The 22,457-nt window shown below is 64.8% G+C and carries 17 protein-coding genes and 1 pseudogene; 10 read left to right on the plus strand and 8 right to left on the minus strand.

Features of this window, described 5'->3' with window-relative positions; all coding sequences use genetic code 11:
• The 3 genes from P3X83_RS41035 to P3X83_RS41045 form a co-directional block, all read left to right on the plus strand.
• A partial coding sequence (locus P3X83_RS41035; protein ID WP_277310843.1) for a hypothetical protein occupies positions 1-218 on the plus strand: 218 nt, incomplete at its 5' end.
• Positions 215-1,054: a replication-relaxation family protein gene (locus P3X83_RS41040; RefSeq protein ID WP_277310844.1), complete on the plus strand. Its 840-nt coding sequence runs from the start codon at positions 215-217 to the stop codon at positions 1,052-1,054. The genes P3X83_RS41035 and P3X83_RS41040, both read left to right, overlap by 4 nt.
• The gene (locus tag P3X83_RS41045) at positions 1,051-1,719 is read left to right on the plus strand and encodes an NlpC/P60 family protein (protein WP_277310845.1); all 669 of its coding nucleotides are present in this window, start codon (positions 1,051-1,053) and stop codon (positions 1,717-1,719) included. Before P3X83_RS41040 ends, P3X83_RS41045 begins: the two co-directional genes overlap by 4 nt.
• 47 nt (positions 1,720-1,766) lie before the next feature.
• On the opposite strand, the gene P3X83_RS41050 is transcribed toward P3X83_RS41045, so the two are convergent.
• Complete coding sequence (locus P3X83_RS41050) at positions 1,767-2,249, minus strand: hypothetical protein (protein ID WP_277310846.1); 483 nt, start codon at positions 2,247-2,249, stop codon at positions 1,767-1,769.
• A gap of 372 nt (positions 2,250-2,621) precedes the next feature.
• On the opposite strand from P3X83_RS41050, the gene P3X83_RS41055 reads away from it, so the two are divergent.
• Together P3X83_RS41055 and P3X83_RS41060 are read left to right on the plus strand one after the other, a co-directional pair.
• A complete protein-coding gene (locus tag P3X83_RS41055; RefSeq protein WP_277310847.1) occupies positions 2,622-9,713 on the plus strand; it encodes an RHS repeat-associated core domain-containing protein in 7,092 nt (2,363 codons plus the stop codon).
• The gene (locus P3X83_RS41060) at positions 9,710-10,150 is read left to right on the plus strand and encodes a hypothetical protein (protein ID WP_277310848.1); all 441 of its coding nucleotides are present in this window, start codon (positions 9,710-9,712) and stop codon (positions 10,148-10,150) included. The genes P3X83_RS41055 and P3X83_RS41060 overlap by 4 nt, the downstream gene beginning before the upstream one ends.
• A gap of 291 nt (positions 10,151-10,441) precedes the next feature.
• Here P3X83_RS41060 and P3X83_RS41065 read toward each other — a convergent pair whose 3' ends face one another.
• The 4 genes from P3X83_RS41065 to P3X83_RS41080 form a co-directional block, all read right to left on the minus strand.
• Positions 10,442-10,957: a magnesium chelatase domain-containing protein gene (locus P3X83_RS41065; protein WP_277310849.1), complete on the minus strand. Its 516-nt coding sequence runs from the start codon at positions 10,955-10,957 to the stop codon at positions 10,442-10,444.
• A 5-nt stretch (positions 10,958-10,962) separates the two neighbouring features.
• Positions 10,963-12,039 (minus strand): DUF4192 domain-containing protein, encoded by a 1,077-nt coding sequence (locus P3X83_RS41070; RefSeq protein ID WP_277310850.1) that lies wholly within the window; start codon positions 12,037-12,039, stop codon positions 10,963-10,965.
• Positions 12,040-12,982: 943 nt separating this feature from the next.
• Positions 12,983-13,726, minus strand: coding sequence for a hypothetical protein (locus P3X83_RS41075; RefSeq protein ID WP_277310851.1), 744 nt, complete (start codon positions 13,724-13,726; stop codon positions 12,983-12,985).
• A 637-nt stretch (positions 13,727-14,363) separates the two neighbouring features.
• The gene (locus P3X83_RS41080; protein ID WP_277310852.1) at positions 14,364-15,125 is read right to left on the minus strand and encodes a sulfite exporter TauE/SafE family protein; all 762 of its coding nucleotides are present in this window, start codon (positions 15,123-15,125) and stop codon (positions 14,364-14,366) included.
• A 62-nt stretch (positions 15,126-15,187) separates the two neighbouring features.
• Here P3X83_RS41080 and P3X83_RS41085 point away from each other — a divergent pair.
• Positions 15,188-15,613: pseudogene (locus tag P3X83_RS41085) on the plus strand (transposase); the annotation flags it as partial.
• 166 nt (positions 15,614-15,779) lie between these two features.
• The gene (locus P3X83_RS41090) at positions 15,780-16,235 is read left to right on the plus strand and encodes a DUF488 domain-containing protein (protein ID WP_277310853.1); all 456 of its coding nucleotides are present in this window, start codon (positions 15,780-15,782) and stop codon (positions 16,233-16,235) included.
• Here P3X83_RS41090 and P3X83_RS41095 read toward each other — a convergent pair.
• Positions 16,232-17,071 carry a hypothetical protein gene (locus tag P3X83_RS41095; protein WP_277310854.1) on the minus strand — a complete coding sequence of 280 codons (840 nt, stop codon included), beginning with the start codon at positions 17,069-17,071 and terminating at the stop codon, positions 16,232-16,234. The genes P3X83_RS41090 and P3X83_RS41095 overlap by 4 nt on opposite strands.
• A 389-nt stretch (positions 17,072-17,460) precedes the next feature.
• On the opposite strand from P3X83_RS41095, the gene P3X83_RS41100 reads away from it, so the two are divergent.
• The 3 genes from P3X83_RS41100 to P3X83_RS41110 all read left to right on the plus strand — a co-directional run bounded on the left by P3X83_RS41100 (position 17,461) and on the right by P3X83_RS41110 (position 20,536).
• A complete protein-coding gene (locus P3X83_RS41100; protein WP_277310855.1) occupies positions 17,461-18,393 on the plus strand; it encodes a hypothetical protein in 933 nt (310 codons plus the stop codon).
• Between the two features lie 121 nt (positions 18,394-18,514).
• Positions 18,515-19,390 (plus strand): metalloregulator ArsR/SmtB family transcription factor, encoded by an 876-nt coding sequence (locus P3X83_RS41105; RefSeq protein WP_277310857.1) that lies wholly within the window; start codon positions 18,515-18,517, stop codon positions 19,388-19,390.
• Positions 19,391-19,474: 84 nt separating this feature from the next.
• A complete protein-coding gene (locus tag P3X83_RS41110) occupies positions 19,475-20,536 on the plus strand; it encodes an NAD-dependent epimerase/dehydratase family protein (protein WP_277310858.1) in 1,062 nt (353 codons plus the stop codon).
• Here the strand turns inward: P3X83_RS41110 and P3X83_RS41115 are convergent.
• Positions 20,502-20,996, minus strand: a complete 495-nt coding sequence (locus P3X83_RS41115) for a GNAT family N-acetyltransferase (protein ID WP_277310859.1) — start codon at positions 20,994-20,996, stop codon at positions 20,502-20,504. The two genes, P3X83_RS41110 and P3X83_RS41115, sit on opposite strands and share 35 nt — an antisense overlap.
• On the minus strand, positions 20,993-22,375 hold the full coding sequence (locus tag P3X83_RS41120; RefSeq protein WP_277310860.1) for a hypothetical protein: 1,383 nt from the start codon (positions 22,373-22,375) through the stop codon (positions 20,993-20,995). The genes P3X83_RS41115 and P3X83_RS41120 overlap by 4 nt, the downstream gene beginning before the upstream one ends.
• Positions 22,376-22,457 lie beyond the last annotated feature (82 nt).

A 22,457-nucleotide genomic window follows, 5' to 3' on the forward strand; every position in this document is an offset into this window, starting at 1 on the left:
CCCATCTGGGCGCCTTCCAGGCCGCCGCCCGCCTCGTCGTGAGCTCGGCGGAAACCCCGCCGTTCACGCTGCGCACCTGCCCCCTTCCCTCCCCTGACCCGGAGTTGCCGCAGCGCATCCGGGCCGCCGCCGCACAGGCGCACGGCCGTACCCGCGCCCGCCCCGAAGCCCTGCCGCAGGACGACCCGCGGCAGCGACCAATAGGAGGAAACTCATGAACGAGCACTACACGCCCCGCGTGCTGGCGTCGCTGGCCACGCGGCTGACCGGCCGTGACCGCAACCTGCTTCGCCTGGTCTGGGACCACAAGGTCCTCACCGGTCACCAGGTCACCCGCATCGCCTTCAACGACCCGAGCACCGCACGCCACCGGCTGGTCAAACTCCACCGCCTCGGCGTCCTGGACCGCTTCCGCCCCAAGCCTCCGGTCGGCTCGGCACCCTGGCACTACGTGCTCGGCGAATCCGGCGCGGCCGTCCTGGCCGCTGAGGAGGGCGTCGAGCCGCCCGAGTTCGGCTATCGCCGCGACCGCGCCCTGACCATCGCCTTCAGCCAGCGTCTCGCGCACACGGTCGGCACCAACGAGGTCTTCGCCGACCTGTACGGCACCGCCCGTCAGACGGACGGATGCCACCTCTCGACCTGGTGGCCCGAGGCCCGCTGCGCCGCACAATGGGGCAAACACGTCCGGCCCGACGCCTACGCCCGCTGGACCGAGGACGGCCGGACGTTGGACTTCTTCCTCGAATACGACACCGGCACCGAGACCCTCGACAGAGTCGCGGCCAAACTGCACGGCTACGCCGCGCTCGCCTCCGCAAGCGGGATCACCACCCCCGTCCTGTTCCTGACCAGCTCCGCACGACGAGAGACCAGCCTCCACACCCGGCTCCAGCTCCGTGCCACCCAAACGGCAGTGCCATGCGCGACCGCCGTGGCCCGTGCCGCCACCGCAGATGCGATCTGGCTCCCGCACAACCGCAGAGACGGACGGCTCCGCCTGGCCGCACTCGCCGATCACTGGCCTCAGCTCCCTGCGGAGGGACGCCGATGACGCAGGAAGCCGGACTGGTCCCGGCCATCGCCGTGGGCGGCGGTCTCATCGCCGGCGTTGTCCTGCTCGCCGGGATGTCCGCTGGCGCCCATTACGCCATCGCCCCTGGGGCCGGCGTATGCGGCGGGGGGAGACAGTGCGGAGAGGAGGTCATGGCCCTGGCCGGGAGGGGACTCGGCGTGGTCGCCGTGCAGGCCGCGCTGCGCATGCGCGGCGTGCCGTACTCCTGGGGCGGCGGCGGACCGGACGGCCCCAGCCTGGGCATCGGGCACGGTGCCGCCACACGGGGTTTCGACTGCTCTGGCCTGACCGAGTACGCGTGGTCGCGGGTCGGCGTCCGGATCGGTGGCGACACCTCCGCGCAGTGGAAAGCCGGAGTGCACGTGCCCAGGAGTCAGATCAGGTCTGGTGATCTCATCTTCTTCGCGTTCAACCCGGCCAGCCCGGCGACCATCCACCACGTCGGCCTGGCGATCGACGCCACCCGCATGGTCCATGCCCCGTCCACGGGCAGCACCGTACGGGTCGAAAGTTGGGCGGGCGTCCCATACCGGGAACGGGAGTTCATCGGCCTCGTCCGGCCTCGACACTCCGCTATCCGCGGTCCTGGCAGCGCCTTGTCACCGAAGGTAAGGTCGTGGCGACCGATTTCGGCTTTCCTTTGATGAAGAACTGATGTTGGTCCGAGGGCCGGTTTCGCACCCGGCCCTCATCACTCTTCCAGGCATCGGCGCAACAGCAGGAAGCCCGGCATCGTCTCCCTCGGCCGGATCCCCACCTCAAATATCTCCGGCTCTTCGAAGACCGGCTCCCCGCTGGGACGGCGCGCGTAGGCGACCCTCCCGTAGTCCACGCCATCCTCGCGATCGAAGCTCATCCAGGTGATCGCCTCCTGCTCCCCCTCCCTCAGAGGATGGTTGGAGACCGCCCGCACGGCGACCGTCCTCGGCGGAGTGAACAACCACACCTGCGGAACCGCGAACACCCAGCGCACGACCTCGATCTCCCGCGCCTTATCGGCAGCCCTGGTCTCGAACGCCACCGCAGCGGCACTGTCGCGCAGGTAGTCGTAGTCACTCAGGACCAGCTTGCTCGTCCCTTCGACGACGGCCAGGGCCGGGCACTCCCGGACCATGATGTTCTTCTCCAAGCGCTCCACCGTGTCGAACAACAGATGCGCGGTCGCCTCATTCATGTCACCCTCCACCCCAATGCTTGCAGCGCGCCGCTCCGCCACGGGCGCAGAAACACGCACCGGGGGGCGTGCGGCCCCGGGAAGGGGAAGGGCGACGTGCACCCAGACGTCGGCATCTGTGATCAAACCGTGATCGTCTCCGCAATCCCGGCTGACCCGCAAGCTGACCAGGGATTGACCTGCCCGTTGACCCTCATCACGACGATCGCCCGCGTCCCTAACCACACCGCGTGACCACGACACTGCACCGAACGCCTTGACCGCTCGCCATCGCTGATCGATATTCCAATTGATCGTTCGTTTTTCAACCTTTACGTTGACAGCGGCGACCGACCGGCGTCGCAGGTTTCATTCGCTTTTGGAGGCTGCGGCGTGGGTTTTTCGCGTGCCCGTTTATGGCTGATCGGCATTCTGGTGGCCGCGGTGGCCCTGTCCGGGGTCATCGTATTGAGCGATGCGAATCGCGGCCCCAGCGGTTCGGAACAATCGGTCGAAGGCCGCGAGATCCAGAAAGTCGCCGACACGACAGGTGCCGAGGACGCCCCTCCGCCGGTACGTGAGAAGGCCCCGCCGAACTGGCCGAAGCCCGCGACCGGGGACGTGCCCGTGGCGGCCACTCCGGCGCCGGTGCCTGGGACGCCGGTCATCGTCGCCGCCGCCGGGGCGAACGGCCCGGCGAAGGTCCGGATCCAGACCTACGGCCGCGAGGTGGCCGAACGGCTCGGCGGAGTCGGCATGGCCGTACGCACAGCCCGCGCCGACGGCGTGACGACCCCGGGGAAGGTCCGCCTGGCGCTTGACTACTCCGGCTTTCGTGACGCTCTCCCGGCGACCGCCGTCTCCCGCCTGGCGATGACCCGGATGCCTGCCTGTGTGCTGGAGCAGAAGCCCGATGAGACCTGCGTGCGCCAGGCACGATCCGCACGCAGGATCGCGGTCCGCAACGACCAGGCGCGTGGCCGCATCCAGGCGACGGTCGATGCCGACGACTCGGTGTACGTGCTGACCACGGCGGCGGCGGCCGATGACCCCGGAGCGGGAACCGGCAACTTCGCCGCGACCGACCTGAAGGCGGCGGGCACCTGGCAGGCCGGCGACTCCGGCGGCGGGTTCTCCTACTCCTACCCGATTCCGGTGCCGCCGTCGGTGAACGGCCCCGGCCCGGAACTGGCGTTGTCGTACTCGTCGTCGGCGATCGACGGCCTGACCAACTACACCAACAACCAGGCCTCGGTGGCCGGGATGGGCTGGGACGTCGGAGCCGGGTACATCGAGCAGCGGTTCCGGCCGTGCGCGGAGGACGCGGCCGAGACCTACAAGGGGGACCAGCTCGACTGGAAGGACCTGTGCTGGGAGTCGCCGGACGAGAACGACGGGGACGCCACGACCACCGACTACACCACCTCTCATCTGGTGGTGTCGCTGGAGGGCAAGTCCACCACGATCGTCAAGGACAAGGCGACCGGCGCCTACAAGACCGCCGAGGACTACGGGTGGAAGATCGAACGGCTGACCTCCAGCGTCACGCAGCAGCCGTTCTGGCTGGTCACCACCATCGACGGCAACGCCTACCGGTTCGGCTACCGCCGCGACTCGATGTGGCAGACCCCCTACCTCGGCGACGATACCGGTGAGCCCTGCCGGGACAAATACCCCAACGAGCACTGCTTCGCCCCGTGGCGCTGGAACCTGGACCAGGAACTCGACACCAACGGCAACCTGGTGGACTACCGCTACCAGCGGGAAGAGAACTGGTACTGCATCATCCACGGCGCGATGTGCAACCCCGGCGGGCCGTGGGACCCGGCCGACTCGCGGATCGCCTACGACCGCGGCGGCTACCTCCAGCAGGTCGAGTACGGCCACAACAAGCTGATCACCGGCACCACACCGATCGCCCGGGTCACCTTCAACGCGGTCGATCGCGGCACACCGCCCGCCTCCGGCGTCCCCTGGGACGACGACACGCCAAGTGATCTGGACTGCTCCAGCCCCGCCCCGGGCGAGTTCGTGAACTGCGATTCACCCGGCCCGACGTTCTTCACCGGCAAACGGCTGAACACCATCGTCACCTCCACCGCCAACACCTCCGGTGGATGGGACGAGGTCACCCGGCTGGAACTCGGCTACAAGTGGGTCTACACCCAGATCGTGGACCCGCTGCCGCCCGGCGGGCCGGTGCTGTGGCTGGACACCATCCGCACCGTCGGCCTGGCCGGGAGCGGCCCGGACATCCCGCTGCCACCGGTCGACTTCGAGGCCACCCTGCTGGACAACCGCGCCGACTACAACGAGAGCCAGGGCAAGGCGCGGCTGCGCTTCCCCCGGATCTCCGCCGTCTACAACGGGCTGGGCGGGCGCACCGACGTCTCCTACGGCCAGGCCAACCCGTGCCCCGTGCCGTCCGGCTACCCGGCCACCGGCTGGGACAACAACGCCCGCGACTGCTACCAGGCCACCCTCGGGGTCTACTACGACGAGGGCGGCATCGCCCGCACCGCCCGCGCGGTGTACATGAAGTGGCTGGCCACCCAGGTCACCGACAAGGACCTGGTCGGCGGCTCCCCCGACGTGATCACCCGCTATCAGTACGTCGGCACCCCGGCGTGGGCGCGGCCGTTCAACTACAACGACGCCGAAACGGTCAACGGCACCTTCTGCGGGCTTCCCGCCAACCAGTACTGCAAGCGGCTGAACGAGGACTGGGACGACTTCCGCGGCTACGGCACCGTCCGCACCATCACCGGCGACGGACCCGGCCCCGACGACTACAGCGTCACCAGCGCCACCTACTTCCGCGGCATGTACGACGACCCCCGCGCCGACGGCACCACCAAACAGGCCACCGTCACCGACTTCGACGGCACCAACCACAACGACCTACGCGTCCTGGCCGGCCGTACCCTCCAGGAACAGACCCTCCGCGCGACCACCGTCACCACCGGCGGCCTAACCGTCAACGCCCCTGCCCCGGCTGCAGCACCGTCCGGCAAGGGGATCAAGGTGGCCGCAGCCGTCGTCGCCCCCGCCCGCCGCCTGGTGAACCTCCTCACCGGCGCCGGCGAGCGCACCCTGGCCTGCACCTATCCCCTGTGGGAGAGCGGCGGCTTCTACATCAAGAACGACCGGGTCACCTGGAAGGACCACCACTGGGAGGCGACCGCCCCCACACTCTCCGAACCCGGTGCCAGTACCACCTGGCGCGACCTCGGCGTATGTGCGACCACCCCGACGCCCACCGTGACGGCCACACCGACGGTGACCGCCACTCCCACCGTCACCACCACCCCGACCTCCCCGACCGGCCCCGGCCCCAGCGGATTCACCGAGGTCAGCTCCACCCGGTATGAGTACGTCCGGACCTCCACCGGCACCGGCCCCGGCATCCACGACCCGCTGATGATCAGCACCAGCCGCGAGGTCACCCGCGAAGCCGCCACCACCGGCTGGCGCTACACCGACCAGCGCACCACCTACGACACCTACGGCCTGCCGGCCGATGTCAACGACTACGGCGACACCTCCACCGCCGCCGACAACACCTGCACGCGCACCAGCTACGCCCGCAACACCGCGAAATGGATTCTCAGTCCGACCGCAGAGGAAGTGCGCCGAGCCGGAGACGACTGCGCGACGGGGACGGTGCTCGGCAGGTCGATCAGACTGTACGACGGTGCCACCACACCATCGGCCAATACGCCCACACGTGGCAATACCACGGAGAAGCGCGCCTTCAGTAGCGGCTCTCAGTACAGCGCTGTCCAAACGACCTTCGATGATTACGGGCGTCCTGTATCAGTGACTGACCAGTTGGGCAAGGTCAGTACCACCGCCTACAGCCCAGCGACCGGCTGGCCACGTACCGGCATCACGGTGACCAACCCGCTCGGCCACACGATCACCACACGCAACGTCGCGCACAATGGCAGGCCGGGGTGGATATCAGATGCCAACGCCCGCGTCGTCGAGATGGACTACGACGCACTAGGGCGAACGTCGGCACTGTGGGGGCCGAGCGAGCCCCGTACCGGGGGCACTCCGACGGCGACCTTCGCCTATCAGATCCCCACCGGCAGCAGCGGCCTGGTGACCGGACCGGCAAGAACAACGACACGCCGGATTCTGTCCGGCAGCGGAGCGACCGCGAGCTACATCAACGCCTACACCTACGCCGACGGTATGGGGCGGCCCAGGGAGATGCAGACCGTCTCTCCTGCCGGTGGGCGGATCGTAACGGTTACCGGCTACGACGCCCGCGGACTGACCACGGTCGAATCCGAGCCCGCCCACAACGGTGGCGAGCCGGGCAGCGGACTACTCAACCCGGCCGTCACGAGCCTGCCGCAGTGGACCAAGTCGGCTTATGACTCCTTGGAACGCCCGGTGGCACGTATCGATCACCACCTGGCGAGTGAGCTGCGCCGCATCAGCACCACCTATCCCGGTGCCGACCGGGTCGAAGTCACCCCCCCGATCGGCGGAAAGACCGCCACGGTCAGCGATGCGCGAGACCGGCCGACCAAGATCGAGGAATGGGTCGACGGCACGACTCACCACGACACCACCTACGGCTATGACCACAGCGACAACCTCACTCGCGTAACCGACGCCAAGGGCAACGTTCGGACCTTCACTTACGACTTGCTCGGTCGCCGCGTCTCTGGCACCGACCCAGACTCCGGATCGTTCAGCGCGGGTTACGATGCGGCCGGTCGCCAGTTGTGGAGCCTGGACGGCAACGACACCAAGATCTCCTATACCTACGACGACCTGGGACGGCGCACTGGTCAGTGGTCCGGTGAGGCGGGCACCGGCACCCAACTCGCCAAATGGATCTACGACACCATCGCCAAGGGGCAGACGACCTCCGCTACCCGTTACCTCAACGGCGAAGCATATGTCGATGCGGTCACCGGCTACGACGCCGCATACCGTCCGACCGGCTCCAAATTGACCATTCCCGCTGCTGAGGGGCTCCTGGCCGGAGACTACGTCTCTACCGTCGGCTATGACCGGGCGGGCAACCAGACCCACGCCGGCCTGCCCGCCGCCGGTGGTCTGCCCGCTGAAACGCTCAGCCTGACCTACACCGGCCTCGGCCTACCCCGTGGCATGACTTCAGACTTCGGGGGCGGCACCACCTACGTCAACAACACCGCCTACACCGCTACCGCCCGCCTGGCCGAACGAGCATACGGTGCCAACGCCCAAATCAAGCGTGCCTATGGGCGGGATGAGCAGACCGGCTGGCTGACCCGGCTGACCACCACCACCAAAGCCGACACCACGGCGCCCCAACTCGCTCAAGACGACCATCTGACCTACAACCAGGCCGGCGATCTGACCCGAATCTTGGACGCCACCTCCGCCGTCTCCGGTGCGACCCCTGGCCAGTCCGAGTGCTTTGGATACGACGGACTGCACCGCCTCACCTCCGCCTACACCACCACTGCGCTCAACTGCGGGCTCGGCTCCAACGATCAGGGAGTCGACCCCTACGACCAGAGCTTCACCTACGACGCGGTCGGGAACATCACCGCTCTAACCGACGCTGGCATCACCGCTGGCTATACCTACCCTGCCTCCGGCCAGAACGCGGTACGTCCGAACGCGGTCACCGCCATCACACGTCCCGGCCGAACCGATACCTACAGCTATGACGATGCGGGCCAACTCACCGCTCGCACCGTGGACGGCAAGCAAGGCACCTTCTCCTGGAACCCGCTCGGCCAGTTGGAGACCGCGACCATCGACGGCCAGGACACCTCGATGGCCTATGACGCCGACGGCGAACGGCTCATCCGCCGCGACCCCGGTGGCGCCACAACGCTCTACCTCGGCTCCATGGAGATCACCGCCTCAGGCGGTCAGGTCAAGGCCACCCGCTACTACACCGGCCCAGACGGCACCGTAGTCGCCATGCGCACAGGCACCGGACTGACGTGGCTCGCCTCGGGCCTGCACGGCTCGACCCAACTGGCCATCGACGCGGCGACCGGCAACATCCGGCGGGAACGCTACCTGCCCTACGGCCAGCGCCGGGGCGAAGACGACCTGCCGTCCACCGACCGCGGGTTCCTCGGCCAGATCGAGGACGAATCCACCGGCCTGACCTACCTGTCCGCCCGCTTCTACGACCCTGCCATCGCCAAGTTCATCTCCACCGATCCCCTCCTCAGTCTCGAAAAGCCTCAGTGGCTCAACCCCTACAGCTACGCTGGCAACGACCCCATCGGACAGTCGGATCCAGAAGGTCTGCGCCCCGACCACGGCTGCAGCAGCCCCAAAGAGAAGAACTCGATCGCCTGCAAGAAGGCAGGCGATGACGCCAAGTGGCTGAAATGCGAAAATAAGCACGGAAAGGCGAAATGTAAGGAGTGGCGCAACACCGCTATCGATGTCCAGTTGATGCAGCTGTTCATCAACGACTGCGTCCCATTCGTCGCCTCACACGGCAAGGCGTGCACCCAACTCGCGGGGGCACTTGAAATAACCACCGAGCAGTGGAAGAAACTGGATGAAGACTGGCTCAAAGAGACGAACCTATACAAGGCCATCGACTTTGTAGCGAGCGACGCACGAGAGTGCCTTGAAGGATCTTGGGTCTCATGCATATCAATGACTGCCGATCTAGCCCCGACCACGAAGGTCGGCAAGTTTGTCGGCAAATTCTTCAAGATTCTCAAGAAATGTAGCAGCTTCGTCCCCGGCACCCTCGTGCTGATGGCGGACGGCACACGCAAGCCCATCGAAGCTGTGAAGGTCGGCGACAAGGTTCTTGCCACCGATCCGAAGACCGGTAAACCTTCAGCACAACCAGTCATCGCGCTCATAGCAAGCAAGGGCACCAAACACCTTGTCCAGATCACTATTGACGTTGACGGGAAAAATGGCAACGCCATCGGCATCATCATTGCCACTGACCAGCACCCCTTCTGGGTTTCAAACCTAAAGGTCTGGGCCGATGCTGCGGACCTCCGGCCGGGATCGTGGTTGCAGACAAATACCGGCACACATGTGCAGGTCATTGCCATTAAGTCTTGGATCGCACATGATCGACCGGTTCATAACCTATCGGTTAGCCGCATCCCTACTTACCATGTCGGCGCCGGCGGCGAGAACGTTCTTGTCCATAATGCTGGCCCCTGCTTCACCGGCCCTCCCCTAAGCATCTCCAGAAAACAGTTCGGCAAGAAATGGGGCAGGCATGCTGAAGACTTCGGGCTGAATGCTGGAGACCCCAAAGCTCGCGAATGGTTCACTCGCACCATCAAAGATGTGTACACTAATCCAGATGAAGTTCGGCGCGGCGATTGGAACCCCAATCGCGGAGGAGGGAGCGGCTACTGGTTCTACCGAAAAGGCAAGATCCTGGTAATCCTCAAACCAGACGGGACATTCGTGACGGCATTTCCAGACACCGCGGGAAGCAAATGGTTCAAGAAGGCCAAGAAAATGAGTTGATCGGAGTCGATCTCCTCGGCAAGAGCCTGACTCAGGTCAGGGCCACGTTCTACGAGTTCCAGGGAACGACAGAGAAGCAGGAAGGACTGGTCGAGCTTACGTTCACAGATGGAACATGTAGACGCTTCGAAGTCGGCGCCGATGGGGAGTCTCTGCGCGGAAGAGCCGGGCCGTGGGTAGATCCGTTTACCGCTCCTCTGAGTGAGGAGAATGAGCATTACGTCAGGCAGCACGGCAAATATACTGCCTTTGACCTTGCCGACGAACCCGGCTATCGGCAGATCATCGGACGGCGCGTTTCGGAGGTTAGGCCAATATTTGATGAGGAGTCTGGCAAACAGATCGGCGTCGTAGCCAATTTCGACGGAATCTGCTTGTGCATCGAGGTGGCAGCCGACGAACTTTACGTCAGTTTCGAGAAGGAAGGAACAAGGTAAATAGCCCCGCCGTCGACACTTGTTCCGCTGACACGGCTTCAACTTGACCACCAGGGCCCTTCCTTTGCTCTTTGTAGTTAGCTTGGTTCAACCGGTTGCTCGACACCGCGTCCGACCAAGAGGAGGCTCGTTCCGCATGGGAGACCAAGAGAGAGCATCTTGGCACCTTCGCTCTCAGTACGGCGGAGCCAATGAAATGCAACAAGGGCAATATCCAGGAACCGGCAGCCAACAGAAGATAAAACACATTGAGCGTTACTCACTGCGAGGGCGCACAAAGCCGTTGCATTCTCATCTGGCGAGATAATTGCAGCCCTGGCCTGGGCGGGCAGTTGAGCGTGCACCCGATACGGAAATGATAAACGCACCCCCGATGATCGCCGGTTGTCTACGCCAGACGATCGAAACAGGGACCACACCCGCTTGTTCTTGCCTCCTGCAAGGGGTGCGCAGCGGACCTTCAGCTCTTTGATAAACCTTGTTGGCCAAGGTGATGATCCCGGAGAGCAGGTCTGGCGACACCGTACCGGTAGCAGCAAGGATCACCAGGGCCAATGCCAGATCGGCGCTACTGGAGTAGACAGGGGCGCCCGCCGAACGCACATTCATCATGGCCTGCTCGTCGGGCCAGTTCATTCCGCTGTTGAGGGCGGCGGCACGCAGACGGTCACGAACAGGCCAGGCCGACGGTGCCGGAATGCCTCTGCGACGCAGCCTGGGAGTTCCGGGCATCGTGTCGGCGTCATTGTCTACAAGCCGGCCGACCGTTCCGATGCGGACGGCCGACCGCATGGAGGCGTACGCCACCGCGCTCACCATCCCGCCGGAAGTACCGGATGGGCGAAGCTGGGGTATTCGCGCGCCTGCGCGGCGATCGCGTCCTCCTGCTCACCCCAGTCGATGCCGAACATCATGGCGGGCGGCAAGCCCACCTGGATCGCCTGCCTGAGCAGCAGGGCCCACCTGTAGTCAGGATCGGCGGACAACGCCCGTTCGATGGCGACCCCCGCCAGCGCACCGTCTCCCCGGTACAGCGCGGCGAAGGCCAGGAGTGAGGCGGGAGCGGCGCCGAATGCGGGTGGAACCTTGCGGGTCACCTCCATCCACAGTTGCACCTGTACGTCGGCGCTGTAGCGCTCGATGCGGGTCAGCGCGAAGTCTCGGACCGCGATCGAGGTCAGCGCAACGCCCAGCCAGGCCACCGTTTCAACATCGAGATCCTGACCGTCCCGGATGCGATCCAGAGCTTCGGTGACCCGCGCGACGCCCTCGCCGTACCAGTCATGGCCTTCCTCGATCAGTTGCCGGGCATGAGCGCACATTTGCTGCATGGTGCTGTAGCCATGAGCCTGATCGAAGCCGCTCGATGGGTCCAAGGTCGCGGCAAGTGCCGCACGGTCAGGGAGGGCACGCATGCCGGCCAGTACCGCTGTCGCGGCGGGCACGCTGCCGGACACGTCAACCGCCACCCCATCGGGTGGACAGCAGGTCATGTCCGGACACAGGTAGGACCAGTAACGCCCGTCCTCGACGCGGAGAGCGTCTCCAACGCCGATCCCCGCGCTGCACATGGCCTGCATGGCGGCGTCCATGACCGGCGTGACTCGGGTCCCAGGTCCGTACCCCACAAGCAGTGCCTGCCGGATGCCATTGCGGACCAGAAGCCGAGCGGCCTGGGTCGTCTGTTCTGCGGTTTCCTCCGCCTCCTGTGACAGGTCGAAGCGAAGGATGCCTGCTGCGGTGCGCCCGTCGTCGGAGATCATGAACACGACCAGGCTCAACGACGGATGGAAGCCGATCATGTACGGCACGACGGCGATGGCGTCGGCCGGGCTCGTGATCACGATGGTAGGCATGGACTCGGTGACAGGCTCCGATACAGCGGTCATGAGGTACCTCCAGATATGAGAAAAGCCCTCATGCGAGGGCGAATGAAGTGAGGTCAGCGGGGCTGGTCAGACCCGTGACCGGCGATGTCGAGGACAGCGCCCTCAGAGGGCGTCCCAACAGACTTCGGAGAGGCGAGCAGTTCCCCTGTAGTGGCCAGAAACTGGCGTGCGGCCGTCCGTGAGGCGTGGGCCAAAGCGTGATCGAACAGAGTCCCCGGCCGAGCGGCTGCTGTTTGCCCGGTCAGATAGTGCCGCGCCCGCACGCGTACCCGCCGCACAGCGTGCGCCGCCTCGGCACCCTCTCGGCTGATGTGAGTGTCGACCTGTTCCCACCAGACCCGTACGGCGGCGCAGTATGCGACCGAGAACAACATCTGAGAAGTGAGCCGCTCGCCACGCTGTACCTGACACACCAGTTCTGCGGAAGCCGAGTAGTCGGCGTGCCGGGCCTGCTCGATAGCGTCGGCGATCTGTTGTCCTTGTGAAACACCCAACGGTCCCCCTTCCTGGGTGCGGCGCGTCAAGGAAGCGGGAAGGATCACCCAACTCAACCTGAACTATCACGCCATATGAACGCGCTCGCGTTGCTGCACTCCCGTGACGCGTCCTCCCCCTTTAATACGGTGACCAGAACGGCCCGACCGTCCGCACCCGGCGGCGTTCTCCAAGTCGCACGCCTCCGTTAACGACGGGCCGTCCCAGCCTCCCTTGTCCGCTCGCGACGCATCCATATCGAGCCGCGTATAAGGACAAGTGAGAAGCGGAGCATCACCGTTCACGTCGAGCGCTACCGGCGAATCTCGATCTCACTTAAATACGGTTAGCGGAGGCCCTCAACCGTCCGTGACTCCAACAATTCATGAGTCCAGCAAGATGGGATCGGCGTCACCGGTACAACAAAGGGCCCCAGAACTCCGCTGAGGCCCTCTGCGTTTCTCGTGGGTCAGTCGCCCTGGCTTTCCGCATCGCCGTACGTCAGCGTGTCCCGGGCCTCGTCAAGCCGCTCGGACAGTTCCCGCCACTCCACCCGCGCCGCCTCCCGTACCCGGATCACGGCCCGCCGGGAACCGTACGCGCCGCCGTAACGCTTCTGCGCCACCTTGCTCAAGATCCCCGCCCGCCCCAGATCATCGGCCCGCGCAGCAAGCTCCATGACCTCCGTGATGGTAGGAAAGTCCTGGCCGTCCCCGAAAGCCTGCCGGAAGATGGTGGCGCTGTTCTGCGCGACGCAGAACGCCACGGCCGCCTGTGCGACGTTCTCCGCATGCGGCAGCCCTCGCATGAGCTGAGCGCCCGGCGTGGCGTCGATCTCGCTCGGAGGCACGTCGATCCGGTACCCGTTCCGCGCCGCCGCATCCCGGACGGCCCACCGCTGTAGCGTCGTCCTGGTGATCGTCATCTCCGCGCCGTCCCGGCGGACGTAGACCCACGCCAGAGCGTCGGGCGTGCTCTCGGAAGCCGCACGGCAGGACGCGACAACGTCCCGAAGCCGCTGAGCGAAGAGGAGAACGGCGTCCTGCGTGACGTCATCCGAGACGTCATCTGTCCCGTACGGCGCGTGTCCCTGCTTGACGATGGTGGCGCTTCCGTCCATGCGCTTGCGGGATCGCGTGGCGTCGACCGTACGGCAGTAGCCCCGTGCCAACCGCTGAATTTCCGTCCAGTCGTCCGGCGTCACGCGCGCCATGTCTTCCGACGTAAGCCTTTCTCCAGGAACATTGGTGGGAACGGATTTACCGGCAGCGAGACTCGACATGATCTATCTCCGAACTGTTCTGATGCGACGCTCTTATACGCCGCACTTTCCTTTGATAGATCCATTCCATCTACTCGCGCCACGCAACACAACGACATCGATCGCGTCCCAGGCAATAGAATCGCAAATCTCAACACCACAAATTGTTGCACGCCAAGCAACCTCGGCGCGCGCACACAAAGCGCTCCGCCATAACGACAAGGTGATAGGAATGCCTTTTGATGCGACAGATATGAATTCACGGAAAAGCGGAGGGTGACATTGAAGGTGCGACCGCCAAAGGAAATTGCTCAACCCTTCCATCTTCTGATGGGCAAGGACATCCCTTCAGTCGGGCCACCGATCGGTTATGGCCGCCCGACCGTGACCTGGGAGTCCAGGCCACGCCTCTTGACCGCTCTCAATCGGCTACCCATCGGTGTGCCATCGGTCATTTCAGCGGTTGATCGAGCCGAATGAAGGCATAGTGCAGGGCAGTGGAAAGTCAGCCAGCACAAGAGCACGCGGCCTATCGTCACCTGCCGGGCCGCTCGCGCGAATCCGGTTCAATCATGCTCGACCGACACCGTCACCCATGACGGGCCACATTGACGGCTGAGATCAGCAGGAGGATGGCCAGAACGGGGATGAGCACCAGGGCCGGCATGACTCCCAGCAACAGGCTACCGATGAGCGCGCCCGTGATCGAGCCGACGACCATGACGGCAGCGAAGCGTAGGTTGGCTACCAGGACGGCGAAACTGCCATCACGGCTGTAGCGGGCGAAAGCGACGAGCATGGTAGGCAGGGAGACGAGTAGGGACAGGCTGCCAGCGATCTTGATGTCAGTCGCGTAGAGCAACACGATCGTAGGAATCAGCAGTTCGCCGCCTGCCACGCCCATAATGGCGGCCACCACACCGATGCCGAACCCAGCCGCGACAGCGGCGGCCACCCGGGCCGGGCCGGGCAGCTCCAAGGTGCCCAGAACGGTTACGTGGGCGAGCACCAGGGCGGCGGCCATGCCCATCATCAGCACGGCGAGCACCTTGTACAGGGTGGCGGTGTGCATGCGCACGGCCCACGTCGCGCCCGCCCAGGCCCCCAACAGGCTCCCGGACAATAGGTTGGCAGCGACGGTCCAGTGCACGGCCAGGTCGGTGAGGGGTACCGCCATCAGCCAGGCGGGCAGCGCGGTAAACACCATGATCAGGCTCATTGCCTTGTTCATGATGACCGCTGCCAGAGCGGCGAACCCGAACAGGCTGATGAGCAGTGGTAGTCGGAATTCAGCTCCCCCCAGACCGATCATGCCGCCTAACACGCTGACGGCGGCACCTGCGGCGAACACCAGTGGCAGGCAACGGGCGGCACCGACGGGCGAAGCGCTTTGGCCCGCGGACATGCGATTAGGCCCGCCAGCATTGGGACGCCGTCGCCAAGGCGCTCAAGCCCGTCTATACCGCTCCGACCGAAGCCCGCTGCCTTGGAGCGGTTCTTGGAGTTCGCGGAGGTCTGGGGCGGCCGGTATCCGGCAATCGTGAGGCTGTGGGAGGACGCCTGGGCCGAATTCGTGCCCTTCCTCACCTTCGATGCCGAGATCTGGCGGGTGATCTGCTCGACCAACGCGATCGAGTCGGTCAACGCCCGCATCCGCCGGGCGGTCAAGGCCCGCGGCCACTTCCCCAACGAGCAGGCCACGCTCAAGTGCGTGCACATCGCGGTCATGAGCTTGGACCCGACCGGGAAGGGCCGCAAACGCTGGGTCACCCGGTGGAAGCCGCGTTGAACGCCTTCGCCATCACCTTCGAAGGCCGCTTGACCCCGACTGCCCGATAGATCCCCTTCACAACCGAGATGCACCGATTACTGGACAAACCCATGACAGAGCGTGGGGATTCTTCCACACAGAAGTCGTGGCATATCAGTGTGTACGGGACCAACGTGATTGCCTTGTAAGTCGATCGCGATTGACAGCGAAGATCGCTGTGTAAGGGTAGACGCCATGAGCATGAAGCCACACAGCTTGATCGGCATGGGGTACGAGGGTGTGGGAGACATCGCATCGTTCCTGCGACGCGTCCAGGCGCACGACGTCTCAACCATCGTTGATGTGCGCCTCAATCCCATCTCGCGGAAGCGTGGCTTCAGCAAGACCGCGCTGAGCAATGCGCTGGCCGATGTTGGGGTGGCTTATGTCCACGCACGTGAACTCGGCAATCCTAAGTGGAATCGGCCCGGGTTTGCCGGGCCTCACGATGAGCTGATGGCGGCTCGCGCGATATATGCGAAAATCATCGATAGCGCTGATGCCGATGCTCGACTCGATGAGATCGCCGCTGCAGCAAACGATAGCATCGTGGCTTTGTTGTGCTTTGAGACCGACGAGTTCCGTTGCCATCGGCACGTTCTCCTGGACCGGCTCACATCCGGCAGGGGGTTGCCAGCCGGCATCGGCTAACGGCGGGGATAGAAGACGCCGAGCACGCTGAAGACGTGCTCACGCTTGGCCTGGTTTCCGACGTAGAACACTACGTCATTGCTGGGCGCGCACATTTCGCTGAGCCACCGTTTGCGAAGAGCTTGCATGGCCTCACGGTCGTCGAGTCCGGTCAGGTTGCGCTGCAACGCCACCAGTTCCCAGTCCAGAAGTCCCTGGCGATGGCCCGAGCAACGCGCCTCATGGCATCGATACCGGTACCACGCCTTGAACCGCGGAGCCTGGAGCGCCGTGCGCGGAGCCGACTCGAACAGGTCCAGCTGGCTGACGTATCTGTCGATTTTCACCCGTTCATCGAAAGTCCATCCCGGATGCGGTTCGATGTCGAAACCGGTGACCTCGCGCGGACGGATGGCCGCCAGTGACCGGCCTGGAGGCCTCGTACGGACTGCCTCCAAGAGTCCGCACATTGTCCCATGAATATGTTCCCGCACGTAGGGCAGTCGCCTGTTCCACGTCGGCAGGTGACCCTGCTTGGTGACGGTTGCGACAACAGGCCGCCAACTTTCCGGACGTCGATCACTGCGGTTCGGTCGTGCGTCAAGGGTGATTATGTCGTATTTCTTAAACTTGTTCGGCTGATCGAGCTCTCGATAGTTAATCGGGTAAAGCCGCACCCACCCTTCCTTCCCGAGATCAAGCCGTAGAGCAGCGACGCACACCGTCTCCCCGTACGACGCGGACGGATTCGGCGCTGCTTTCACTGTGATGAGCAACCGCATCTGTTCGACGCCTGGATGAACAGGTTTCACTGGGGTCTGATCCGGATCTGGAGCGAACAACGAGTGCTGCGTCACCTTGAGTCCTCCCCAGTGGGCGATCCCGACCTTTCATAACTAACCCGGAAGTGCCACGCCAGCAATAGCCCCGGGTGTTCGCCGCCACAGGTCGCGACTCAAGGAGTCCTCGCTATTGATTAAGGTGCAGCATCTCGACAGTTAAGGAACGCCCGAATTGCTGGCGCCAATGAAGCGAGGCCGCAGCGTCCGGAAAGCTGACCTACCTGCGCGATGAGCAATTGCCGGCTTCACCGCTTGGCCCTACGGCCAGCACCCGATCTCCGGCGGTGGGCGGTCGTACTTTAGCTTGTTCGCGGTGCTGCACGGCTTAGGTCTGTGAACCTCTAGCTTGATCACCATTTAGGTGGTACGACTAAACTATGGTTAGTGTCGGGAGGTTGGAGCCCGTGCCCTTGCGTGCAGTATGGCCGAACGAGGCTTCAGACTTCACGCCGTGGCTGGCGGATAACCTTGATGTACTCGGCCAGGCGGTCGGGCTTGCACTGGTGTTGAAGCAGCGCGAGTATCCGGTGGGCAGATATTCCCTGGACCTTCTGTTAGAGGACGCCGAAGGGCGAGTCGTCGCCGTAGAGAATCAGCTGGATCAAACCGATCATTCGCATCTCGGGCAATTATTGACGTACTGCGCCGGCGTTCAGGCGCAGTACGTGATATGGGTGGCTCACTCCATTACCGATGAGCACGCAGCGGCCCTAGCATGGCTGAATGAGAACACCATCGAGGGTGTTGGCTTCTTCGGCGTACAAGTCGAAGCGCTACGCATCGGTGATTCTTCGCCCGCGCCAAACTTCAACGTGATCGTCCGGCCCAATGATCAAATCAAAGCTGCGCGCCAGGCCCGTATCCGCGCGGACTGGACTTGGGGCGGCTATGCGGAAGAGCTGCGCATCCCCCCGGAGCGGATCGAGATTGGCCGTCTCCTCGTCGAGACCGTAGCAGAGGCGGTGGAAGAACGCGGACTTGCCTGGCAGAAGGTGATGAACAAGGGTTACATCGCGTTCCAACGCCCTGGTAGCTACAACGTTCTGATCATCGACCTCTGGTACAAGCGGGTACCCCGCCTTGCGGCCAAGGTCCCAGGTGCGCCGAGCGAAATCGGTCTCACCAATCCGTTCCCGCAACTGGAAGAATCGTGGGACAGCGACAACAGGGAGTGGGGCTGGACCGTCGCACCAGGTACTGCGATTCCCGACCTCAATCCGCTCCTCGATCTCATTCAGCCTTTGCAACCAGCCTCAGGACCGATGCAGGCCAGAGCAGGGTTGATTGCCGACGGCCATGACAAGCTCGTGGTGGGCGGCCAGTTGAGTCCCGGCTGATGGCCACGGAAATTCCTGGTGGATGGCCCCGGGTGTCCTGATCTCCGTCCTGTTCAGGGAAACCTCCCCGGACCGGTTTGCTGATGTTTGCCGCATTTCGCAAACCGACCGAAGAGGTCCCGTGACCAAGTCTGACAGGGAGATCATGAAGATCTTTGAGGCATACGACCTGACCAAGACGGTCTGGTCGGCCGCGCAGCTGACCGGAGCTGATCCCAAGACCGTGAAACGGTATGTCGAGCTGCGGGATCTGGGGCTCGACCCGCATAAGCGGGCGCCCCTGCCGAAGCTGATCGACCCGTTCCTGGAGAAGATCGAGGAATGGGTGGAGGCGTCGAAGGCGAAGATCCGTGCTGATGTCGCGCATGGCAAGCTGACCGCCATGGGCTATCGCGGCTCGCCGCGCTCGACCCGGCGGGCGGTGAACGCGGCCAAGACCGCGTGGAGGGCCAGTCGGCGGCGCACCTATCGGCCGTGGATCCCTGAGCCGGGCATGTGGCTGCAGTTCGATTGGGGTGAGGGGCCGCGAGTTGGCGGGCGGCGGACGTGGTTGTGGTGCGCCTGCCTGTCCTGGTCACGGTTCCGGGTGGTGATCCCGGTCTGGGACCGCACCCTGGGCACGCTGGTGGCGTGTCTGGATTCGGCGTTGCGGCGGATCGGCATGGGCGAGTCCGCGACACCACCAGCCGCGACGGCGAACCCCGCCTGCGTGCCACAGCTGCCGCAGGCGGTCCAGGACTTCCTCAAGGCACTCGCCAACCCCGGACGCCAGCAGATCATGCTGTTGTTCGCGCAAGGTGCCGAGTTGTCGGTCAACCAGGTCGCCGAACGCGCCGGCATCAGCCAATCCGCCGCCTCGCAGCAGCTCGCCCTCCTCCGTCGCAGCGGCATCGTCATCTCCCGCCGCGACGGCAAGGAAGTGCTCTACCGGGGCGATCGCGAGAGCATCACACGGATACTAGGTCACCTGCAGGACTACCTGAAGTTCTGCTGCTGAAGCCAGACGCAGGCAGGTGACCTCTCCGATCGAAGAGGGGAAGTGGTACACGCAATCTGCAGCTGCGAACGACCCATCTGAGTGATGTTCAGTCAACAGGAGCCGATCCCGATACATCATGAGGCGGTGCGAATACTGGTCCTAGGCGGGTCGTGGTTTGTGGGTCGCGCTGTCGTTAGGGAAGCTCTTCGGCGAGGAGAGGAGGTCACTCTCTTCAACCGCGGGCGCAGCATAGATCCCCCGGCGGGGGCTCGTCTGGTCCGAGGGGACTGGGAACGCTTAGAGGATCTCGACCGGCTTGCGGCTCGCGGGCCTTGGGATGTAGTCGTTGATGTCGCCGGTGCCGTACCCGTCGTAGTGCGCAACACCGCGCGAGCCCTGAGCCAGGCAGTAGGACGGTATGTCTTCGTGTCCACCATCTCGGTGTACCGAGATTGGCCGTACCAGCCGGTAGATGAAACTGCTGCTCAGTGGGACGGTGATCCGGACTTCGATCCCGGCACACGGCACTGGGACCCGGATGCCTACGGCCCGTTGAAGGTGGGAGGCGAACTGGCGATCCGCAGGGAGTTCGGCGACAGCGCCCTTTTCATTCGCCCCCATGTCATTCTCGGCCCCGGAGAGTACGTGGGACGTCTGCCGTGGTGGCTGAAGCGAGTCGAACGGGGTGGCGCGGTACTCGCGCCTGCTCCGGCGAACCGGTACATCCAGCCCGTCGATGTGCGAGACGTCGCTCGGTTCACACTGGACCTGGTCACGGCGAATGCCACCGGAGCGTTCAACGTCGCCACTCCAATCGGCCGCGATACCTACGGTGATCTACTTCAGGCTTGCAGAGACGCCACTGGATCGACGGCCGAGTTCGTGTGGGTGGATGAGGCGTGGCTGGCCGAGCGCGGGGTGCGGGAGTGGACGGAGATTCCGATCTGGCGGACTCTGCCGACGGCGTGGGCGATGAACACCGATAAGGCGCGACAGGCAGGACTGGTCTGTCGTCCGCTGCGCGAGACCGTGGCGGACACGTGGCGCTGGATGCGGGAAGGCGGTGTTCCCGTCGCGCATGAGCGCGCCGCCGAGCACGGGATGAGCGCCGAGCGGGAGTCGGAGCTGCTCAGGGTATGGCAGGACAGCCGGCGAGGTCCTTGATGAACGCACGGTTGATGGCGGGGTCGCGGTCCCGGACGTAGCGTTCGGTCGGCTGGTATCCGTTTCCGATGTAGAGGGCGAGGGCGGCGACGTTGCGCACCCCCGTCTCCAGGATGGAGCGCTGTGCCCCATGCGCGAGAGCATGCCGTTCCAGCTCGGTGATGATGCGCTCGCCCAGCCCGTGCCCGCGCAGGTTCGGAAGCGTGTACATCTTCTTGATCTCAATAGTGCGGGTTCGCAGGTCGTACGTGCGGTATCCGCCGCACGCCACCGGGACGTCATCGAGATAGCCGACGAGAAACAGGCCACGAGGCGAGGCATAGACGGCGGGGTCGGACTCGAAGGGGTCGGCGTACCCGTACCGCTCGGTCTGGTCGTCGAAGAGCGCGCGGACCAGGCGAGCGGAGTGCGGATGGTCGTACGCGCGGGTTCGCAGGACGAAATGGTGCAGGTTGGTCATCGGTGCATCAGTGCCTTGTCGAACTCGGGAAGGAACTCGGACACTACCGGGGAGCGGCTGCGTCGGGCGAAGGCCGGGCGCAGACGCCGCAGATAGGTGATTCCCCGGATCGACTGGACTTCGCTCAACCGGGACAAGGTGGCCCTGGCGGCTCCTATGGCCGGTTCTACCTCGCCTCTGAGTAGGTACGCCTTGGTGAGGAATACGCCGTGCAGCATGGCCGAGCGCGGGTACTCCGGCCGAGCCCCTGCCTGCGAAATCGGAGCGAGCAGGGCGATCGCCTCGCCGAGCAGCCGCTTACGGTAGATCGTCGCGGACTCGCCCAGGACGACGAGCGCCTGCCCGGCCTCGGCGATGAGCTGTGCCGGCTCCATGTAGTAAAGGTAGGTCGGCGAATCCTGGGCTGAGGAGAGCAGTTCGCGCGCCTTCTCCGATGCCTCACGAAACTCTGCCAGATCGCCTGCCGCCGCTGCCGCTGTGGCGACGCGGCCGACGATCCTGGCTCGCAGCACGGGATCGGAAGGACAGGACCGTTCGGCTGCCGTAGCGATCTGGACCGCCTCACGGCCGTGACCGGCGAAGGCGGAGATGTAGGCCAGCATGCCGATGGCGTTCGCGGCGCGGCCGAGTTCGCCCAGCCCACGCGCGACGCGCTCGCTGAGCAGCAGGTATCGCTCAGCCGCGCCGTACCGGTGTGCGTCGAAGTGGACCCAGCCGACGAGCTGGGCGAGATCGGCGACAGCGGTCAGCAGCTCGCGTCCGACGGCGGGCTCGTAGTCGGCGGACTGCACCAGGTCGAGGATGTTACGCAGCTCGCTGGTGACGTATCGGAGGCTGAGCACGCCGCCGCCGTGCCGGTCATCGAGTTTGCGCAGTGCGGCGACGTGTGCGCCGATCAGCTCTACCTGTGGCGCGAGCACCCGTTCCCGGCTCGCGCCCCGGCGCGTCAGTGTCAGGGTCACGTGCAGGCCATCGAGCACCACGGCCGCCAGGTCCGGCCCGGAGGCGGCGGTGACATCGGCGTGTTTCCCGGTGCTGACCGTCGTCAACTCGCTAAGCGACGCGAGCATGCCGTCGATGGTCGTGCCTTGGCCAAGACCCGATGCGGCGGAAACGGCCGCAGCCTGTCGATCCGGCCAGAGCTGATCAACCGGAATCGCGTACCCGAGTTGCTCGGAGAGAACCGCGGCCACCACCGACGGCAGGGGTTCGTACGGCTTGTACCCATGCCGCACCCAGGCGTAGGGCGCGGTGGGATCGATGCGCCGCGCGCCGAGGCCGCGTCCTTCCAGCCACGCGTTGACCGCTGCGGCGAGCTGTCGAGGGTTCATGCCCGCACGCTGCAAGATCTCGGCCAGTGCAGTAGGCGCCGCTGTCATCCGAGCCCTCCTCCCTAGTGGGACAGTAACCCCGCTTCATGGCCTCTGACCTGCGCTTGAGTCAGAAGCATCAACGTTCACG

The organism is Spongiactinospora sp. TRM90649 (assembly GCF_029382225.1).
Lineage (GTDB): Bacteria > Actinomycetota > Actinomycetes > Streptosporangiales > Streptosporangiaceae > Spongiactinospora.